Genomic DNA, 14780 nt, shown 5'->3' with positions numbered 1-14780 from the left:
TTGCAACAGGGCAGAAGGTGCGGTGCGCAGCACCGGTGGCGTGTCTTGAAGCATATGAAGGTCTCATGCGGATTTTGGCGCCCCAGCCCCTCAACCTCGCCGATATCATTCAGGCTTCTCTGGAAGCCGGCCTTGGTTCCGCCAGGGCCGGCTTACCTTGAATGGCTAGAGCAAAACGCCATCATGCGCGTTTTTTGTGACAGTCGTATCAACCGTAACCTCAAACGCACCACTATCATTCTGGCTTCTTGCCACAGCAACCTCGTGGACCTTGCCGTCGATCGTCAACCGAGCCTTGAAGCCTGGCCAATCCGAGGGAAGGGCAGGGTCAACGATCAGGCGATCGCCTTCCTTGCGAAGGCCGAGGATGCCTTCCACCGCCACACGATAGAGCCACGCAGCCGAACCGGTATACCAGGTCCATCCGCCGCGACCGGTCAGGTCCCCGTGACCGTAAACGTCGGCTGCCACGACATAGGGCTCGACGCGGTAGACATCGGCGTCTTCCCGGGTCAGTGCGTGGGTCACCGGGTTCAGCATCTGGAAGGCTTTCCAGGCGTCGTCGCCTCTTTTAAGGCGCGCAAGCGCCAGCACCACCCACGTCGCGGCATGGGTGTACTGCCCACCGTTTTCGCGAACACCGGGCGGATAGGCCTTGATGTAGCCCGGATCCTGCTCCGTGCCGGACAGCGGCGGCGTGAACAGACGGATCAGGCGATGTTCGTCGTCCGCAAGTTCGGCAAGGACTGCATCCATAGCCTGGGTCGCGCGCTCCGGATTTCCTTCGCCCGAAAGCACGCTCCAGGACTGGGCAATCGAGTCGATCCGGCATTCGTCCGACGTGGCCGAGCCGAGCGGCGTACCGTCGTCATAGTAACCACGGCGGTAATGCGTGCCGTCCCATCCGGCCGTTTCCAGCGCCTGCTTCAAACGGTCGAGATGTGCGGTCCAAGCCGTGACGCGGGCGTTGTCGTTGCGTGTCTGCGCGATGGCCGTGAAGTCGCGCAGGGTGGCGGCGAGGAACCAGCCGAGCCAAACGCTGGTGCCGCGACCCTCGATGCCGACGCGGTTCATACCGTCGTTCCAATCCCCTCCGAGGATGAGCGGAAGACCGTTCTCGCCTGTGCGCTTGATGGCGAGGTCCAGGGCCCTGGCGCAGTGCTCGTAAAGGCTTGCGGTGGTTTCCGAGACCTTCGGCTGGAAGAAGCTGTCATGCTGACCTGGCTCGAGCGCTGCCCCTTCGATGAAAGGGATGGTTTCGTCGAGAATATCGCTTGTACCGGTCACCTCGCAGTAATGCTGTGTGGCATGGCCAAGCCAGACGACGTCGTCCGAGATCAGCGTGCGGACGCCGGCGCCTGAGCCGGGTAGCCACCAATGGAGGACATCACCCTCCGCAAACTGGCGGGCAGCTGCGTTCAAGATCTGCGTCCGGGCGAGATCCGGCCGGTGCACGATGAAGGCGAGGGTATCCTGCAACTGGTCGCGGAAGCCGAAGGCACCGCTTGCCTGATAGAAGGCCGAGCGAGCGAGGATCCGGCAGCCGAGACTCTGATAGGGAAGCCAGCGATTGACAAGGTTGTTAAATGCCTTGTCGGGCGTTTCGATCTCCACGACACCCGTGAAGTCTTCCCAGAACGCAGTCGATGCCTCGAGGACCGCTTCGAACGTGTCAGCCTTGGCGGCTTCCAGATGCTCGAGAGCCTGCGCCCGGTTGTCACTATCGCCCATGTAGAGGACGAGGTCGCGCGTTTCGCCAGGCTTCAGCGTGATGTCGAGGGAGAGCGCCGCGCAGGCATCGCCATCGATGTCGGAGCTGCCGGCCAGCATGGCGCCGTCGATCACGGCCTGCGGAGCAAGGATGCCTCCCGTGCGCCCGAGGAACTCGCGACGGCTTGCGGTGAAGCTGGTCGGCGTCTCGCTGAGCGCAAGGTAGGCCGTCCGCCCGGCGTAGTCGATGCTGTAGGGATTGGTCGCCGACATCATCTCCGCAACCTCGTCGTAATGGCTGACGACGAACGGTGCGGTCCGGGCCCGGTTGTTGCCGAGAACCCATTCGACATAGCCGTAGAGGCGCAGGCGACGGGCTTCGCCGGCGCCGTTGGTCAGGCGCAGGCGGGTGTACTTGACGGGCAGAGTGCGATGCACTGTCTGCGTGGCTTCCACCGTCAGACCATCCTGGACGCTCGAGAAGGTCGAGATACCGAGACCATGGCGGGTCTCGAAGGTCACGTCCTTGCGGCGCGAGAGCGCACCATAGGGTGTGACAACCGAGCCACTGGTCATGTCCTTGATGAAGATGGCTTCACCAGGACGGTTACCGATGGGATCGTTGGTCCAGGACGTCAGCTGGTAGTCGCGTGAATTGCGGCTCCAGGTAAAGGCCGAACCTTCGGCGGAGACATGGAAGCCAAAAATGTCGTTGGAGATGACATTGATCCACGGATGCGGCGTCGCTTCTCCGCCTCGCAGACGCGTGACGTATTCGCGACCATCGGGGGAGAACCCGCCATAGCCGTTCCAGAAGTCGAGGCCGTCGCCGGAAATCGCGGCGGGCGCCGCGTCCGTCGCGGGCGGTGCGGCCAGAAGCGGCACGCTACCCACGGCCGGCTTGTCCTTCTTGATGCTCGGCGTCGAATAGAGCGCTTCGGCACGGGCCATCTGATCGGAGATCTTGCCGTTACGGGCGTGGAAGACAGCGCGGGAGGCCGACAGCAAGGCTGCCCAAGTCTCGGCTTCCATGATGTCGCGGCGAACGGCGAAGACGTGCTGACGGGCGCCATCGGACTGGCTGCGCAGGCGCAAGTTCTCGCACATGCTGTCGATCGCGTGCTGCATGTCCTGAGCATAGGAGGCGGCACGTTCGTTGATGATCACCAGATCCGCAGTGACGCCGCGGGCACGCATGTATTCCTGCGCACGCAGGGCCTCACGCGCGATCCCCATGTCCACATCATCGTTGATGCGGACGGTGAAGATCGGAAAGTCGCCGGAAATCGAGAGGGGCCACAGGGCCGATTGCGGCCCGAGACCGGCACGGACGGCTGCCGTGTCCGCGCGCAGCTGCATGTCGGGATAGATGAGGTATCGGCCCAGGATCTGGAAGCTTGCGGCCTCCTGCGATGTCACGCCGACATGGCGCATCTGTACCTGGCTTCGCGTCCACGCATGGATCATCTCATGGCTGAAACTGTCGGGGTGGCGATACCGCTCGACGGCGCGGTCGATATCGGACCTGTTCGGTGCCGCGATCGTCCAGAAGATGACGCTGACCTTCTTGCCCGCGGGGACGCGGACGGTGCGGCGCAGCGACATCACGGGATCGAGGGTGAATCCCGATGTGCCAGAGAGGCCGCCGTCGCCGTCGAAAGCGCGAGCCTCCGCCAGCGTACGGCCTTCGCCGATGAAGCGACGGCGGTCGGTTTCCACCTCAGTCAATCGGTCAATGCCGGCATTGTCGACGATCAGGTGTGCGACCTGCATGTCGGGCTCGCTCGGCGTGCGCTTGTTGCGCGTCACGCGGATGAGATCGCCGCGCGCATCGATTTCCGTTTTCAGGAACATCTTGGCAAACAGCGGATGGGCGTTGTCGGTGTCGTCCGTCGTCAGGACCGGTTCGGCGTAGGAGGTCACTTCGATGAAGCGGTCCTCCGAGCCGGTGTTGACGAGCGTGACGCGTCGGCCTTCAGCGTCGTGCTCGGTCGCGACGATGACCTCGACTTCGCTGGTGAGATCGCCGACGATCTTGATGAACTCGGCCTTGTCGTCGCCGAACCGGGTCGTCGCCTTCTCGCCTTCCGCACGACGCGGCTCGGCGGTCGCCGACCACCATTCGCCTGTCGTGGTGTCGCGCAGGAAGATGAACGTTCCGGTCCGGTCCTCGACCGGGTCCGGCTTCCAGCGAACGACACTCTGGCCGTTCCAACGAGAATAGCCGGAGCCGACCGCGGTCAGCATGATCGCATAATGACCGTTCGACAGGAACACGGTCTCGCGGTCCTTGGCGATCGGATTGGTGACCACGCGGACCTCGGGACGGAGGAGGTCTTCCTGCCCCTTGCCCAATGCTTCAGGCTCGCGCTTGGCATTCATGATCGGAATGTCTCGCGGCGCCTTCTCCTGCAGCAGGAGTTCTGCGGCTTCGATGACGGGATCGGCGTGGAACCACTCGCGCAGGCGGCCATTGAAGACCACATTGGCGACGGCTGCGATCGACATGCCATGGTGGTGGGCATAGTAGTTGCGCACGACCGCGCAGGTCTTGCCCTCGGGAACCCGGGTCGGCGTAAAATCGACCGAGTCGTAGAAGCCGTACATCCCCAGGGCGCCGAAGCCGCGCAGACGGTCGAGGTTGGAGAGTGCGGCCTTGGGATCGTACATGCTTGCAAGGATCGAGGCGTAGGGTGCAATGACGGCGTTCTGACCGAGGCCGCGCTTCAAGCCGAGCGAGGGCACACCGAAGTTGGTGTACTGATAGGTCAGCTCATGGTCGCGGGCATTGAACGCCGCTTCCGAAATGCCCCAGGGTGTGCCGAGGCGACGACCGTGGTTCATCTGTTCGCGCACGATCAGATTGTTCGTCTGGTTGAGGATGCCGCCTTGACGCTCCTGCATCACGAGCGGCGGCATCAGATATTCGAACATCGAGCCGGACCAGGAAACGAGCGCGCCGCGCGCGCCGATCGGGACGACCGGCCGTCCGAGCTTGTACCAGTGCTCCGTCGGAAGATCGCCCTTGGCGATCGCGAACAGGCTGGTCAAGCGGCATTCCGAAGCCAGAAGGTCGTAGCAGGCTTCGTCGAGCTCGCCGCTGTTGACGCGATAGCCGATCGAGAGCAGGCGCCGTTCCTTGCGGAACAGGAACGTGAAGTCCATCGAGAAGGCGATATCGCGGCTGCGGTCGCGCAGCACGATGAGGCGCTGGCGCAAGGCGTCTATGGCGCCGAGGTCGAAGACGCTGTCGGCGATATGCGCTTCGCAGGTCTGAACGAGGAGGCTTGCCCATTTGACGACTTCGCCGCTTGCGCCGCTCTTGACCTCATGGTCGAGGTTCAGCGACAGCTTCTGGATATCGCGGGCGAGAACCGACAGATTGATGACGCGGATCGACGCAAACTCATGCTCGCGCTTGACCGCCTGCAACGCGCTCTGGAAGCCGATCAGGCGTTCCTCGATGCGGCGGCGCAGCGGACGGACTGTCTTTCGGTCGTCCGGCAGGGCGGCCAGCATTTCCGCCAGGATCGAAACCACATCGCCGATACCGTCGAGGCTACCCTGCACATGGGCCGAAGGGGCTTCCGCCCATTCGCGGCACATGGAAGAGACGGCAACAAGGTGGCCGGCAAGGTTGCCGCTATCGACCGCCGAGATGTATTTCGGCTCCATCGTTTCCAGTCGGTTGGTCGTGTACCAGTTGAACAGGTGGCCGCGATACTTCGGCAAGCCATCCACGGTTGCGATGGTTTCCTCGAGCCGGCGGATGGTCTCCTCGAAACCGATCCAGCCGAAGTCGCGCGCCGACATCACCGACAACAGGTAGACGCCGATATTGGTCGGCGACGTCCGCTCCGCCAGGATGGGATGGGGAATCTCCTGGAAATTGTCCGGCGGCAGGAAGTGCTGCTCGGCGGTTACGAAATCCTCGTAAAAGCGCCAGGTGCGACGCGCGATCTTGCGGAATTCGGCTTTCACGTCATCGGAAACGTCGAGCTGGTCCTCGGTTTCGGCCGATTGGCTGACGAGCCATGCAATGGCCGGGGACAGCGCCCAGAGAACAGCGAAGGGAATGCCGATAAAGGGCAGGCCAGTGGCGGAAACGGCAGCCAGACCCAGGGATACGACCGCGATCACAGGCGCGATCCACATGGCACGGTAATAGTCGAGCACGGAACCGGTCGCCGTGCTCTGGACCTGTGCCGCGGTGCGCCATTCCAGCATCAACTTGCCGCTGACGAAGGTCCGGTAGACGGCGCGCACGATCGCATCTGCCATCATGCCGGCGGAGTGCGCGATGAAAACGATGCGCAGGGCAACTTGGGCATTGGCGGCGCTGATTTCGGACAGCACCGCGTGGAAATGCGCGCGTGCGACGATATCATTCCGTCGCGGCATGAGGCCGGAGATCAGCGAAAGCGTGGGGGCGACGAAGAGCGAGAAGATCAACACGACCTGCCAGATCAGGGCTTCCGTCGGCTCCATGTAGTACCAGCCGAGCACGGACGCGATCAGCCAGGCAACGGGGATCAGCGAGCGGCGCAAATTGTCGTACATCTTCCAGCGGCCAAGCATGGACAGTCCGTTCGACGGGCTAACGATGTAGGGAAGGAGCTGCCAGTCACCACGGGCCCAGCGATGCTGACGTGACGTCTCGACTTCGTAGCGGGTCGGGAAATCCTCGACGAGTTCGACATCCGTCACCAGCGCACAGCGTGCAAACGATCCTTCGAGAAGGTCGTGGCTGAGAACCGCGTTCTCGTCGATACGCCCCTTGATCGCCGCCTCGAAGGCATCGACGTGGTAGAGGCCCTTGCCGGTGAACGTGCCTTCCGAAACGATGTCCTGATAGACGTCAGAGACCGTGAACACATAGGGGTCGATGCCGCGATTGGCCGAGAAGATGCGCTGGAAGGACGAGGCTTCGCTGCCGGTCGTCAGTGACGGGGTCACGCGCGGCTGCAGGATCGAGTAGCCCGACAGGATCTTCTGGTTCTTGGCGTCGATCACCGGCCGGTTGATGGGATGGTAGAGCTTGCCGACGAGCTTGGTGACGGCGTCGCGCATCAGGCGCGTATCGCTGTCGAGCGTCATGACATACTGGACGTTCTCGGGCACCTTGTCGGCACCGGCGATGAAGGTCGTATCGCGGTCGCCGCGCAGGAGAAGGTTGAGTTCGTGCAGCTTGCCGCGCTTGCGCTCCCAGCCCATCCAAGCGCCCTCGCCCTCGTTGTAGAGGCGGCGGCGGTGGAGCAGATAAAAGCGGGTGCGGCCGTCATGCGCGTAGCGCTTGGAAAGCGTCGCGATTTCGCCCTTGGCATATTCCAGGACGTCGAGGTCTGCGGCCGTCTCCTCCGTCTGACTGTCGGCCCAGTCGCTGACCAGCGCGAAATAGATTTCGCCCTTGGGATTGGCGAGGTAGTGGACCTCGATATTGCGTACCAGTTCGTCGACGTGATCACGCTTGGAGATCAGGCAGGGGACCACGACGAGCGTGCGCGCATCCTCGGGAACGCCGGAGAGGAACTCGTATCCGACAAGTCGCGACGGTGTCAGGAAGAACGTCACCACCGTGTTGAACAGTCCGGCGGCGCCCTCCGATGCGGGGAGGGCGAAAAGAAGCAGGATGATCAGCTTTGCGCCGGTCGGCATGTCCATCGGGCTGATGAAGTCATAGACGAGCACGATGGCAAGAATCGTCAGAAGGATGTTGGGCAGGGCGATGGCGAGCCAACCCATGCGGCGTGCGATGCGCACGATCGATTGGACGAGCGTCGGCCGGTAGCCGATCACCTCCTCGAAGGCATCCGTCCGGTTTCCGACCAGGAAATCGCCGACGTTGCTGGCATGGACCGGGAGATCGGCATCGCCCGCAACAGGCTCCGTGCCCGCCTCGCCTTCTATCGTGTTTCCCGGAGCCACAGCGTCTGACGCCGCGCGGATCGGCACGACATTCGTTTCGCCAACAGCTGTCGCAGCGTGCCCGCCGACTGGCCCACCAGCTACTCCGCCGGTTGCTCCGCCGACGGCGCCGTTGGCCGCCATTGCGATCGCGCGCTGGGTGACCTCCAGTTCGGTCAGCCCAGAGCGCTTGGCCAGTCGTTCGATTGTCGTGCGGTACTTGTTGCGAGAGCCGAAATCGAGCGACATGTAGTCGGAATGCGTGCGCAATTCGGCATCAAGCTTGCTGACGCTTTCGAACCAAACAGCCCAGTCATTGTCATCGATTTCGCGCAGCGACCGGATGATATTGCTCATCGTCGCATTGCCGGACGACAGGCGGTTCTGTTCGGCGACCAGTGCTGACTCGACATCGCTGCCGCGCTTTTCGAGCTGTTCCTCGAGCCAGGCGATGACGACGCGGCCGCTCTGCGATCCGTCGCGCAAGCGGTAGAGAAGCTGAGCGACAAAGGAGTTGTCGACGGCCAGATTTTCATAATCTTTCAGAAACGTCGCGGCTTTCTCCGGATCGCTCAGGCGAACGATCTGGTCGGCGACGTCATTTGCCTTGTTGCGCATGGCGCGCGAGCGCTCGACACGGATGGCGATGCGACGCAAGTTCTCGATCAGGATGAAGCGCAGGATGGAGGGGAGGGCCCAGAGCTCCCCGATCTTGAAGGTCGCATGCTCATGAAAGCCCTCGACCATGGCGGTCAGGCTTTCGCGCGATACCGTCGAATGCGTATGGGCCGTATAAAGCCAGGCCAAGGCCATGGTGCGGGGAAGAGAGGTGCCTGCAACGGGTATCGTCGGCAGTTGGCGATAGAATTTGCGAGGAAAGTCGCGCCGTACCTCCTGGATCGCTTCTTCCACCACATAATGGTTATCGAGCAGCCATTCCGCCGCCGGCGTAATGGTGGCCCCGGCTTCCACGTCGGCGGCCGTGATCTTGTAGACCCGGAAAATCTCACCTTCGTTTTCGCGATGACGCTGGTGAAATTCGAACGGGAAGAAGCTCGGCAGGCTCGTGGCGCCCTCCCGTGCCAAGGCTGCCCCTGCGGCCCGAAGTTCGTCATTCGTCAGATATGTCGAACGGATCGAATCATTGGTGTCGAGAAGGGCGGGCTGGGCTTCGCGCGGCGGGGTCGTGTGTGTGTCTTGCAGGGCCATGGAGAGGGTTCTGGATCCAACCGTTGAGTTAAGATAGGGCGACTGCACAAGGCGCAGTCGGTCGGCGTGAGGCGTGGCCTCTCATTCGGGCGCTTTCACGGCGCCGGCATCGGTTGCCATCGTCCGCCGCCGGACAGTACCGGCTGTGGAACGCGCACGACCCGGAACGCCGATCTGCGGGACAAGGTTTGCAGAGACGATCCCCGCATCCGGTCAGCATAGGTCTGATCGAATGTGCGGAAATTGAATTTAAGGCTTTGTTTTCTAGCGGTATGCCCGTGCGCTTGCAAGGTAAAGCGCTGCTTCACCCCGTCCTGACAAAGAGGAGCACCCCGAAACGGAAACGGCGCGGTCGACGATTTTTTCAAATGAAATTCGATGACCGCCACCTCCTGGGCTCGAAGCGAAAGCATGGCAGTTCTTTCGGCGCCGAAACGCAGCAGCGACCCGTTTGTTCCACCTGCCGGCTCATGATCGGATCCAGACGCGCTCCATCAGGTCACCTGTCCCATGATCCAGTCTCGAAAGGCAAGACTTGCTTCGTTTTCCATCTTTCCTTCGGGAACAACAAGGTAATAACTGTTCTCGGTCTTCATCGGTCGGTCAAAGACGACAACGAGACGTCCGGTGGCCAGTTCGTGCTCGACAAGGTAGTACGGCAGAAGCGCAAAGCCGAGGCCGGCAACGGCGGCTTCGATCACCATGGCGAATTGGTCGAAGCGACTGCCGCGATAGGCACTGCGCGCCGTCGTTCCGGTTGCCTCGAACCATTCCGCCCACATTTTCGGTCGTGTCGCGAGATGCAGCAGGGGCGCGCCGTCGAGATCGATCGGTTCGCCGGCCGGATTCTGCGCAAGAAGCGCGGTGCTTGCCACGGGCACGATGACTTCGCTGCAGAGATAGTGGCAGATCGCATGCGCCCAGACGGGTTGTCCGTAATGGATGGCGAGGTCGAAGTTCTCCTCGCCGAAATCGAATGGCTGGGATCGTGCCGCGATGTTCAGGATCGTATCGGGATGCAGGCGCAGAAAGTCGGAAAGGCGGGGCGTGAGCCACCGGCTTCCGAATGTCGGCAGCGTCGCGATCGACAGGGCATTGTCGGATCGTGCCGCGCCCATGGCGCGCACCATCAGCTCTTCCGACTGGCGCAGCAGCCGCCGAACTTCGGGCAGAAACGTCTGCCCTGCATCCGAAAGGACGACGCGCTGGCGAATCCGTTCGAAGAGGAGGACCCCCAGCTGGCCTTCAAGATCCTTGATCTGACGGCTGACGGCGCTCTGGGTGAGGTTGAGTTCTGCGGCGGCCTGCGTAAAGCTGCCATGGCGCGCGGCGCATTCGAACGCCTGCAGCGTGGCGATGTCGGGCACCAGTCGTCGGCTCAACTTCATTCCGCCCCCGCATGATCATAGTCAAAACCGTCGCAATCAAAGCACATTTCGGGGTAGTATCATACGAAACCAGAATGATCAGCGCGACGCATTCTATCGTGACGCCATATCGTGAGGCAAGCTGCCATGACCGAGAAGACCTTCGTTCCCAATGACGACATTCGCTCTGCCTTTTCGGCCGCCATGTCGGCCATGTATCGGACGGAAGTGCCTGCCTATGGAACGCTGATGGACCTCGTCGCCGAGGTGAACGGTGAGGTCCTCTCCCGCGACCCGGATTTTGCCGAGCGGCTTGCCGAGATCGATGCGCTGGACCGGATTTCGGAAGAGCGCCATGGCGCCATTCGGCTGGGGACGCCTTCGGAATTGTCGATGATGCGCCGCGTTTTTGCCGTCATGGGCATGTTCCCGGTCGGCTATTATGACCTCAGTACAGCCGGCGTGCCCGTTCATTCCACGGCATTTCGTCCGGTCGGCGCCGGAGCCCTCAGCCGCAATCCATTTCGCGTCTTCACATCGCTGCTCCGGCTCGACCTGATCGACGACGCCGATCTGCGCGCCGAAGCCGAGCGTGTGCTGGCAAGCCGCCAGATCTTCACGCCGCGTGCCATCGCGCTCACGGAAAAGGCGGAGGCCGAGGGTGGGCTCGACGTCGAGGACGCTGCCGCCTTCGTCGAAGCGGTCATCGAGACGTTCCGCTGGCATGACAAGGCGATCGTTCATGCCGAGCTCTACAAGCGCTTGCATGACGCGCACCGTCTGATTGCCGACGTCGTCTCGTTCAAGGGGCCGCACATCAACCATCTGACGCCGCGGACGCTTGACATCGATGCGGTGCAGGCCCGCATGCCGCAAAAAGGGATCGCGCCCAAAGCCGTCATCGAAGGTCCGCCGACGCGCACCTGTCCGATCCTTCTCCGGCAGACATCCTTCAAGGCCCTGGACGAGCCGGTCTCTTTCCAGGACGAGACCGGTGCCTGGGTTGCCGGCTCGCATACCGCCCGTTTTGGCGAGATCGAGCAGCGTGGCATCGCGCTCACGCCGAAGGGACGGGCTTTGTACGACACTCTGCTTGAGCGATCGCGCAAACATGTGCGGCCGGTCGCGGACGGTTCGAATGCTGCCGCCTACGAGCAGGCGCTGGCGGATGCCTTCAAAGATTTTCCCGATACGTGGGACGGTATCCAAAAGGCAGGTCTCGGGTACTTTACGTACAGCCTGACCGATGCAGGCCGGGGTGCGGATCTCTCCGGCGATCTCGAGGCGCTTCTTGCGCGTGGGCTGGTCCGGTTCGACCCTATCGTCTACGAAGACTTCCTGCCGGTGAGTGCGGCCGGAATCTTCCAGTCCAACCTTGGCGATGCCGTCGCGCAGGATTTCTCCGCAAGCCCCAGCCAGCAGCAGTTCGAGGCGGATCTCGGCCAGGTCGTGCTGAACGAATTCGATCATTATGCCGAGATGGAAGCGGCGTCCATCGCAGCCTGCCTGTCTGGTGCCAAGCACAGCGCCCTCTTGCGTCCCGAGGCTGCCGAGTGACCGTTCGCGCTGTCATCGCCGATGAGCATGCCCATGCGCTGACGGCGCTGGTGGGCGAGCGCGGCTTCGTGTCGGACGCCGGAGACATGGCGGCCTACGAAACCGGTGCGCGCTACGACGCGGGCCGCGCGCTGGCCGTCGTTCGGCCGCGAACGACGGAAGAGGTTTCCGCCGTGCTTTCCTATTGCGTGCGACATGGCCTTCCGGTTGTGCCGCAATCGGGCAATACGGGGCTTGTCTCCGGTTCGACGCCGGATGGGGCGGGCGGGCAGGTGGTGCTCAGCCTCGACCGGATGACCGGGCACTTTGTGCTCGATCCGGACAATCGCTCTCTCGACGTTGATGCGGGCCTGCTGCTCTCGGAGGTCAACCGCCGGCTGGAGACGGCCGGTCTGTTCTTTCCGATCGACCTTGGCGCCGACCCGCGTCTTGGCGGCATGATCGCCACGAACACGGGTGGCAGCCGTTTCCTGAAATATGGGGACGTCCGGCGCAATGTGCTTGGATTAACCGTCGTTCTGGCCGATGCCGAAGGGACCATTCTCGAATTTGGGCAGGCGCTGCGCAAGAACAATACCGGCGTGGACTGGAAGCAGCTCTTCATCGGTACGTCCGGTGTGTTCGGCGTCGTGACCCGCTGCGTGCTCAACCTTGAACGCCTGCCGTTGCAGACTGCGACGGCCTATCTGGTCCCGGCAGGACCCGAGGCGGTGATGCCGCTCCTGCGAATGATGGAGGAAAGGCTCGGCACGACCTTGTCCGCCTTCGAAGGCATGTCGCGAAACGCCATTGCAGCAGCGCTCGATCATGTGCTGTCGCTGCGCAATCCCTTCCAGAACGGCGAAATTCCCGATTACGTGATCCTCGCTGAAGTCAGCCGGACCTGGCCAATGCGCGAAAGCGAGGAGCCGCTGGGCGACATGCTCGAATCGGTGCTTGCCGAGATCTTCGAAACGGACGCGGCGCCGCTTGCCGACGCTTTCATCGGCCCGGCCCAGGAAATGTGGTCCCTGCGGCATGCTCTGTCGGAAGGCGTCAAGCAGTCCGGCCGTCTGATCGCCTTCGACGTTGCCTTTCGTCGCGGCGATATCATGACGTTCTGCGAGCGGATGAAGCATGATATGCCCGCCCGTTTTCCGCAGGCGCGGATCTGCGACTTCGGACATATCGGCGATGGCGGCGTCCACCTTAACATTGTCTTCCCGCGGGATGCCGAAGGGCTTTCCGACGGTTCGCTCGAAACGGCCCTTCGTGACTGGGTCTATTCCGTAACGGTCGAGGATTTCGCCGGCAGCTTCAGCGCCGAACACGCCATCGGTCGCAAGAACCAGCATTATTACGATCTCTATACGCCGCAGAAGATCAAGGACATGGCCTGCGGCCTTCTTCCACTGACGTCGCCCGGCGGGCTCGGAACCGTCCGCTTCGGCTAACATCCTTCAGGAGTCAACACCATGAACATCGCCCATAAGCCGCTCGATGTGGTCGCAGAAACCGCTCGCCTGCTCGGACTTCTCGGCGTCGATACCGCCCTTCACACGGGAGGCAACATGGCATCCTTCTCGCCGGTGACAGGCCAGGAGATTGCGCGCCTGAAGACCATCTCTGCGGACGACGCCATGACGCGTATCGACGCAGCGCACGACGCATTCAAGGCGTGGCGCCTGATCCCCGCGCCGCGCCGCGGCGAGCTCGTGCGCCTGCTCGGCGAGGAGCTCCGTGCGCACAAGGCCGACCTTGGCCGTCTCGTCTCGCTCGAAGCTGGCAAGATCCCGTCGGAGGGTCTCGGCGAAGTGCAGGAGATGATCGACATCTGCGATTTCGCGGTCGGCCTTTCGCGCCAGCTCTACGGCTTGACGATCGCCACCGAGCGCCCCGGCCACCGGATGATGGAAACCTGGCATCCGCTCGGCGTCATCGGCGTGATCTCCGCCTTCAACTTTCCGGTCGCCGTCTGGGCCTGGAATGCGGCGCTCGCCTTCGTCTGCGGCAATGCCGTTGTCTGGAAGCCCTCGGAAAAGACGCCGCTGACGGCGCTTGCCTGCCAGGCCGTCCTCGAAAAGGCCATCAAGCGGTTTGGCGACGACGCACCGTCCGGCCTGTCGTCCGTGCTCATCGGCGACCGCGAGATCGGTGAAGTCCTGGTCGATCATCCCAAGGTTCCGCTGGTTTCCGCGACCGGTTCCACCCGCATGGGCCGCGATGTCGGCCCGCGGCTGGCCAAGCGCTTCGCCCGCGGCATTCTTGAACTTGGCGGCAACAATGGCGGCATCGTCTGCCCCTCCGCGGATCTCGACATGGCCCTGCGTGCCATTGCTTTCGGCGCCATGGGCACGGCCGGCCAGCGCTGCACGACATTGCGGCGCCTGTTCGTCCATGAAAGCGTCTATGACGCGTTGCTGCCGCGGCTGAAAAAGGCCTATGGCAGCGTGTCCGTCGGCAATCCGCTCGAGAGCACCGCTCTCGTCGGTCCGCTGGTTGACCGCCCCGCCTATGAGGGCATGCAAAAGGCGCTGGAAGACGCCAGAGCACATGGCGGAAGCGTAACGGGCGGCGAGCGTGTGGATCTCGGCCATGCCGACGCCTATTACGTCAAGCCGGCTCTGGTCGAAATGCCCGAACAGACAGGACCGGTGCTCGAGGAAACCTTCGCGCCAATCCTCTACGTCATGAAGTACAGCGACTTCGACGCCGCGATTGCGGCCCACAATGCCGTCGCTGCGGGCCTGTCCTCATCGATCTTCACCCGCGACCTGCAGGAGTCCGAGCGGTTCCTGTCAGCCGACGGTTCGGATTGCGGTATTGCGAACGTCAATATCGGCACGTCGGGTGCAGAGATCGGCGGCGCGTTCGGCGGCGAAAAGGAAACAGGCGGCGGGCGGGAGTCCGGTTCGGATGCCTGGAAAGCCTATATGCGTCGTGCGACCAACACGGTGAACTACTCGAAAGCGCTGCCGCTCGCCCAAGGCGTGTCGTTCGACATCGAGTAAAACCCGGGTACCCGATCGAGCCTCGCATTCCGGAGCATGAGGC

At 62.7% G+C, this 14780-nt stretch carries 6 protein-coding genes; 3 read left to right on the top strand and 3 right to left on the bottom strand.

Annotation, left to right across the window (positions count from 1 at the left end; translation table 11 throughout):
* Positions 1–165 precede the first annotated feature (165 nt).
* From ASG03_RS01280 to ASG03_RS01275, 3 genes are all read right to left on the bottom strand, one after another.
* Complete coding sequence (locus ASG03_RS01280; protein ID WP_062691621.1) at positions 166–8823, bottom strand: GH36-type glycosyl hydrolase domain-containing protein; 8658 nt, start codon at positions 8821–8823, stop codon at positions 166–168.
* 95 nt (positions 8824–8918) lie between these two features.
* Positions 8919–9236 carry a hypothetical protein gene (locus tag ASG03_RS21260; RefSeq protein ID WP_156381686.1) on the bottom strand — a complete coding sequence of 106 codons (318 nt, stop codon included), beginning with the start codon at positions 9234–9236 and terminating at the stop codon, positions 8919–8921.
* Between the two features lie 81 nt (positions 9237–9317).
* On the bottom strand, positions 9318–10211 hold the full coding sequence (locus ASG03_RS01275; protein ID WP_062691619.1) for a LysR family transcriptional regulator: 894 nt from the start codon (positions 10209–10211) through the stop codon (positions 9318–9320).
* 126 nt (positions 10212–10337) lie between these two features.
* On the opposite strand from ASG03_RS01275, the gene hglS reads away from it, so the two are divergent.
* Genes hglS through amaB form a run of 3 tightly spaced genes read left to right on the top strand, consistent with a single transcriptional unit; the run spans position 10338 to position 14737 of the window.
* Positions 10338–11747 (top strand): 2-oxoadipate dioxygenase/decarboxylase HglS, encoded by a 1410-nt coding sequence (hglS, locus tag ASG03_RS01270; protein ID WP_062691618.1) that lies wholly within the window; start codon positions 10338–10340, stop codon positions 11745–11747.
* Positions 11748–11761: 14 nt separating this feature from the next.
* Positions 11762–13180 (top strand): FAD-binding oxidoreductase, encoded by a 1419-nt coding sequence (locus ASG03_RS01265; protein ID WP_443216573.1) that lies wholly within the window; start codon positions 11762–11764, stop codon positions 13178–13180.
* A gap of 21 nt (positions 13181–13201) precedes the next feature.
* Positions 13202–14737, top strand: coding sequence for an L-piperidine-6-carboxylate dehydrogenase (gene amaB / locus ASG03_RS01260; RefSeq protein ID WP_062691614.1), 1536 nt, complete (start codon positions 13202–13204; stop codon positions 14735–14737).
* Positions 14738–14780 lie beyond the last annotated feature (43 nt).

Source organism: Rhizobium sp. Leaf341 (genome assembly GCF_001424325.1).
GTDB lineage: Bacteria > Pseudomonadota > Alphaproteobacteria > Rhizobiales > Rhizobiaceae > Ferranicluibacter.
Note: the sequence above shows the minus strand (reverse complement) of the source record. Positions and strands in the feature narration are given on the sequence as shown.

Bases quoted from the DNA above. Each gene is read 5' to 3' on its own strand.
- ASG03_RS01280 (WP_062691621.1), bottom strand. From the start codon at position 8,823: ATGGCCCTGCAAGACACACACACGACCCCGCCGCGCGAAGCCCAGCCC.
- ASG03_RS21260 (WP_156381686.1), bottom strand. From the start codon at position 9,236: ATGCTTTCGCTTCGAGCCCAGGAGGTGGCGGTCATCGAATTTCATTTG.
- ASG03_RS01275 (WP_062691619.1), bottom strand. From the start codon at position 10,211: ATGAAGTTGAGCCGACGACTGGTGCCCGACATCGCCACGCTGCAGGCG.
- hglS (WP_062691618.1), top strand. From the start codon at position 10,338: ATGACCGAGAAGACCTTCGTTCCCAATGACGACATTCGCTCTGCCTTT.
- amaB (WP_062691614.1), top strand. From the start codon at position 13,202: ATGAACATCGCCCATAAGCCGCTCGATGTGGTCGCAGAAACCGCTCGC.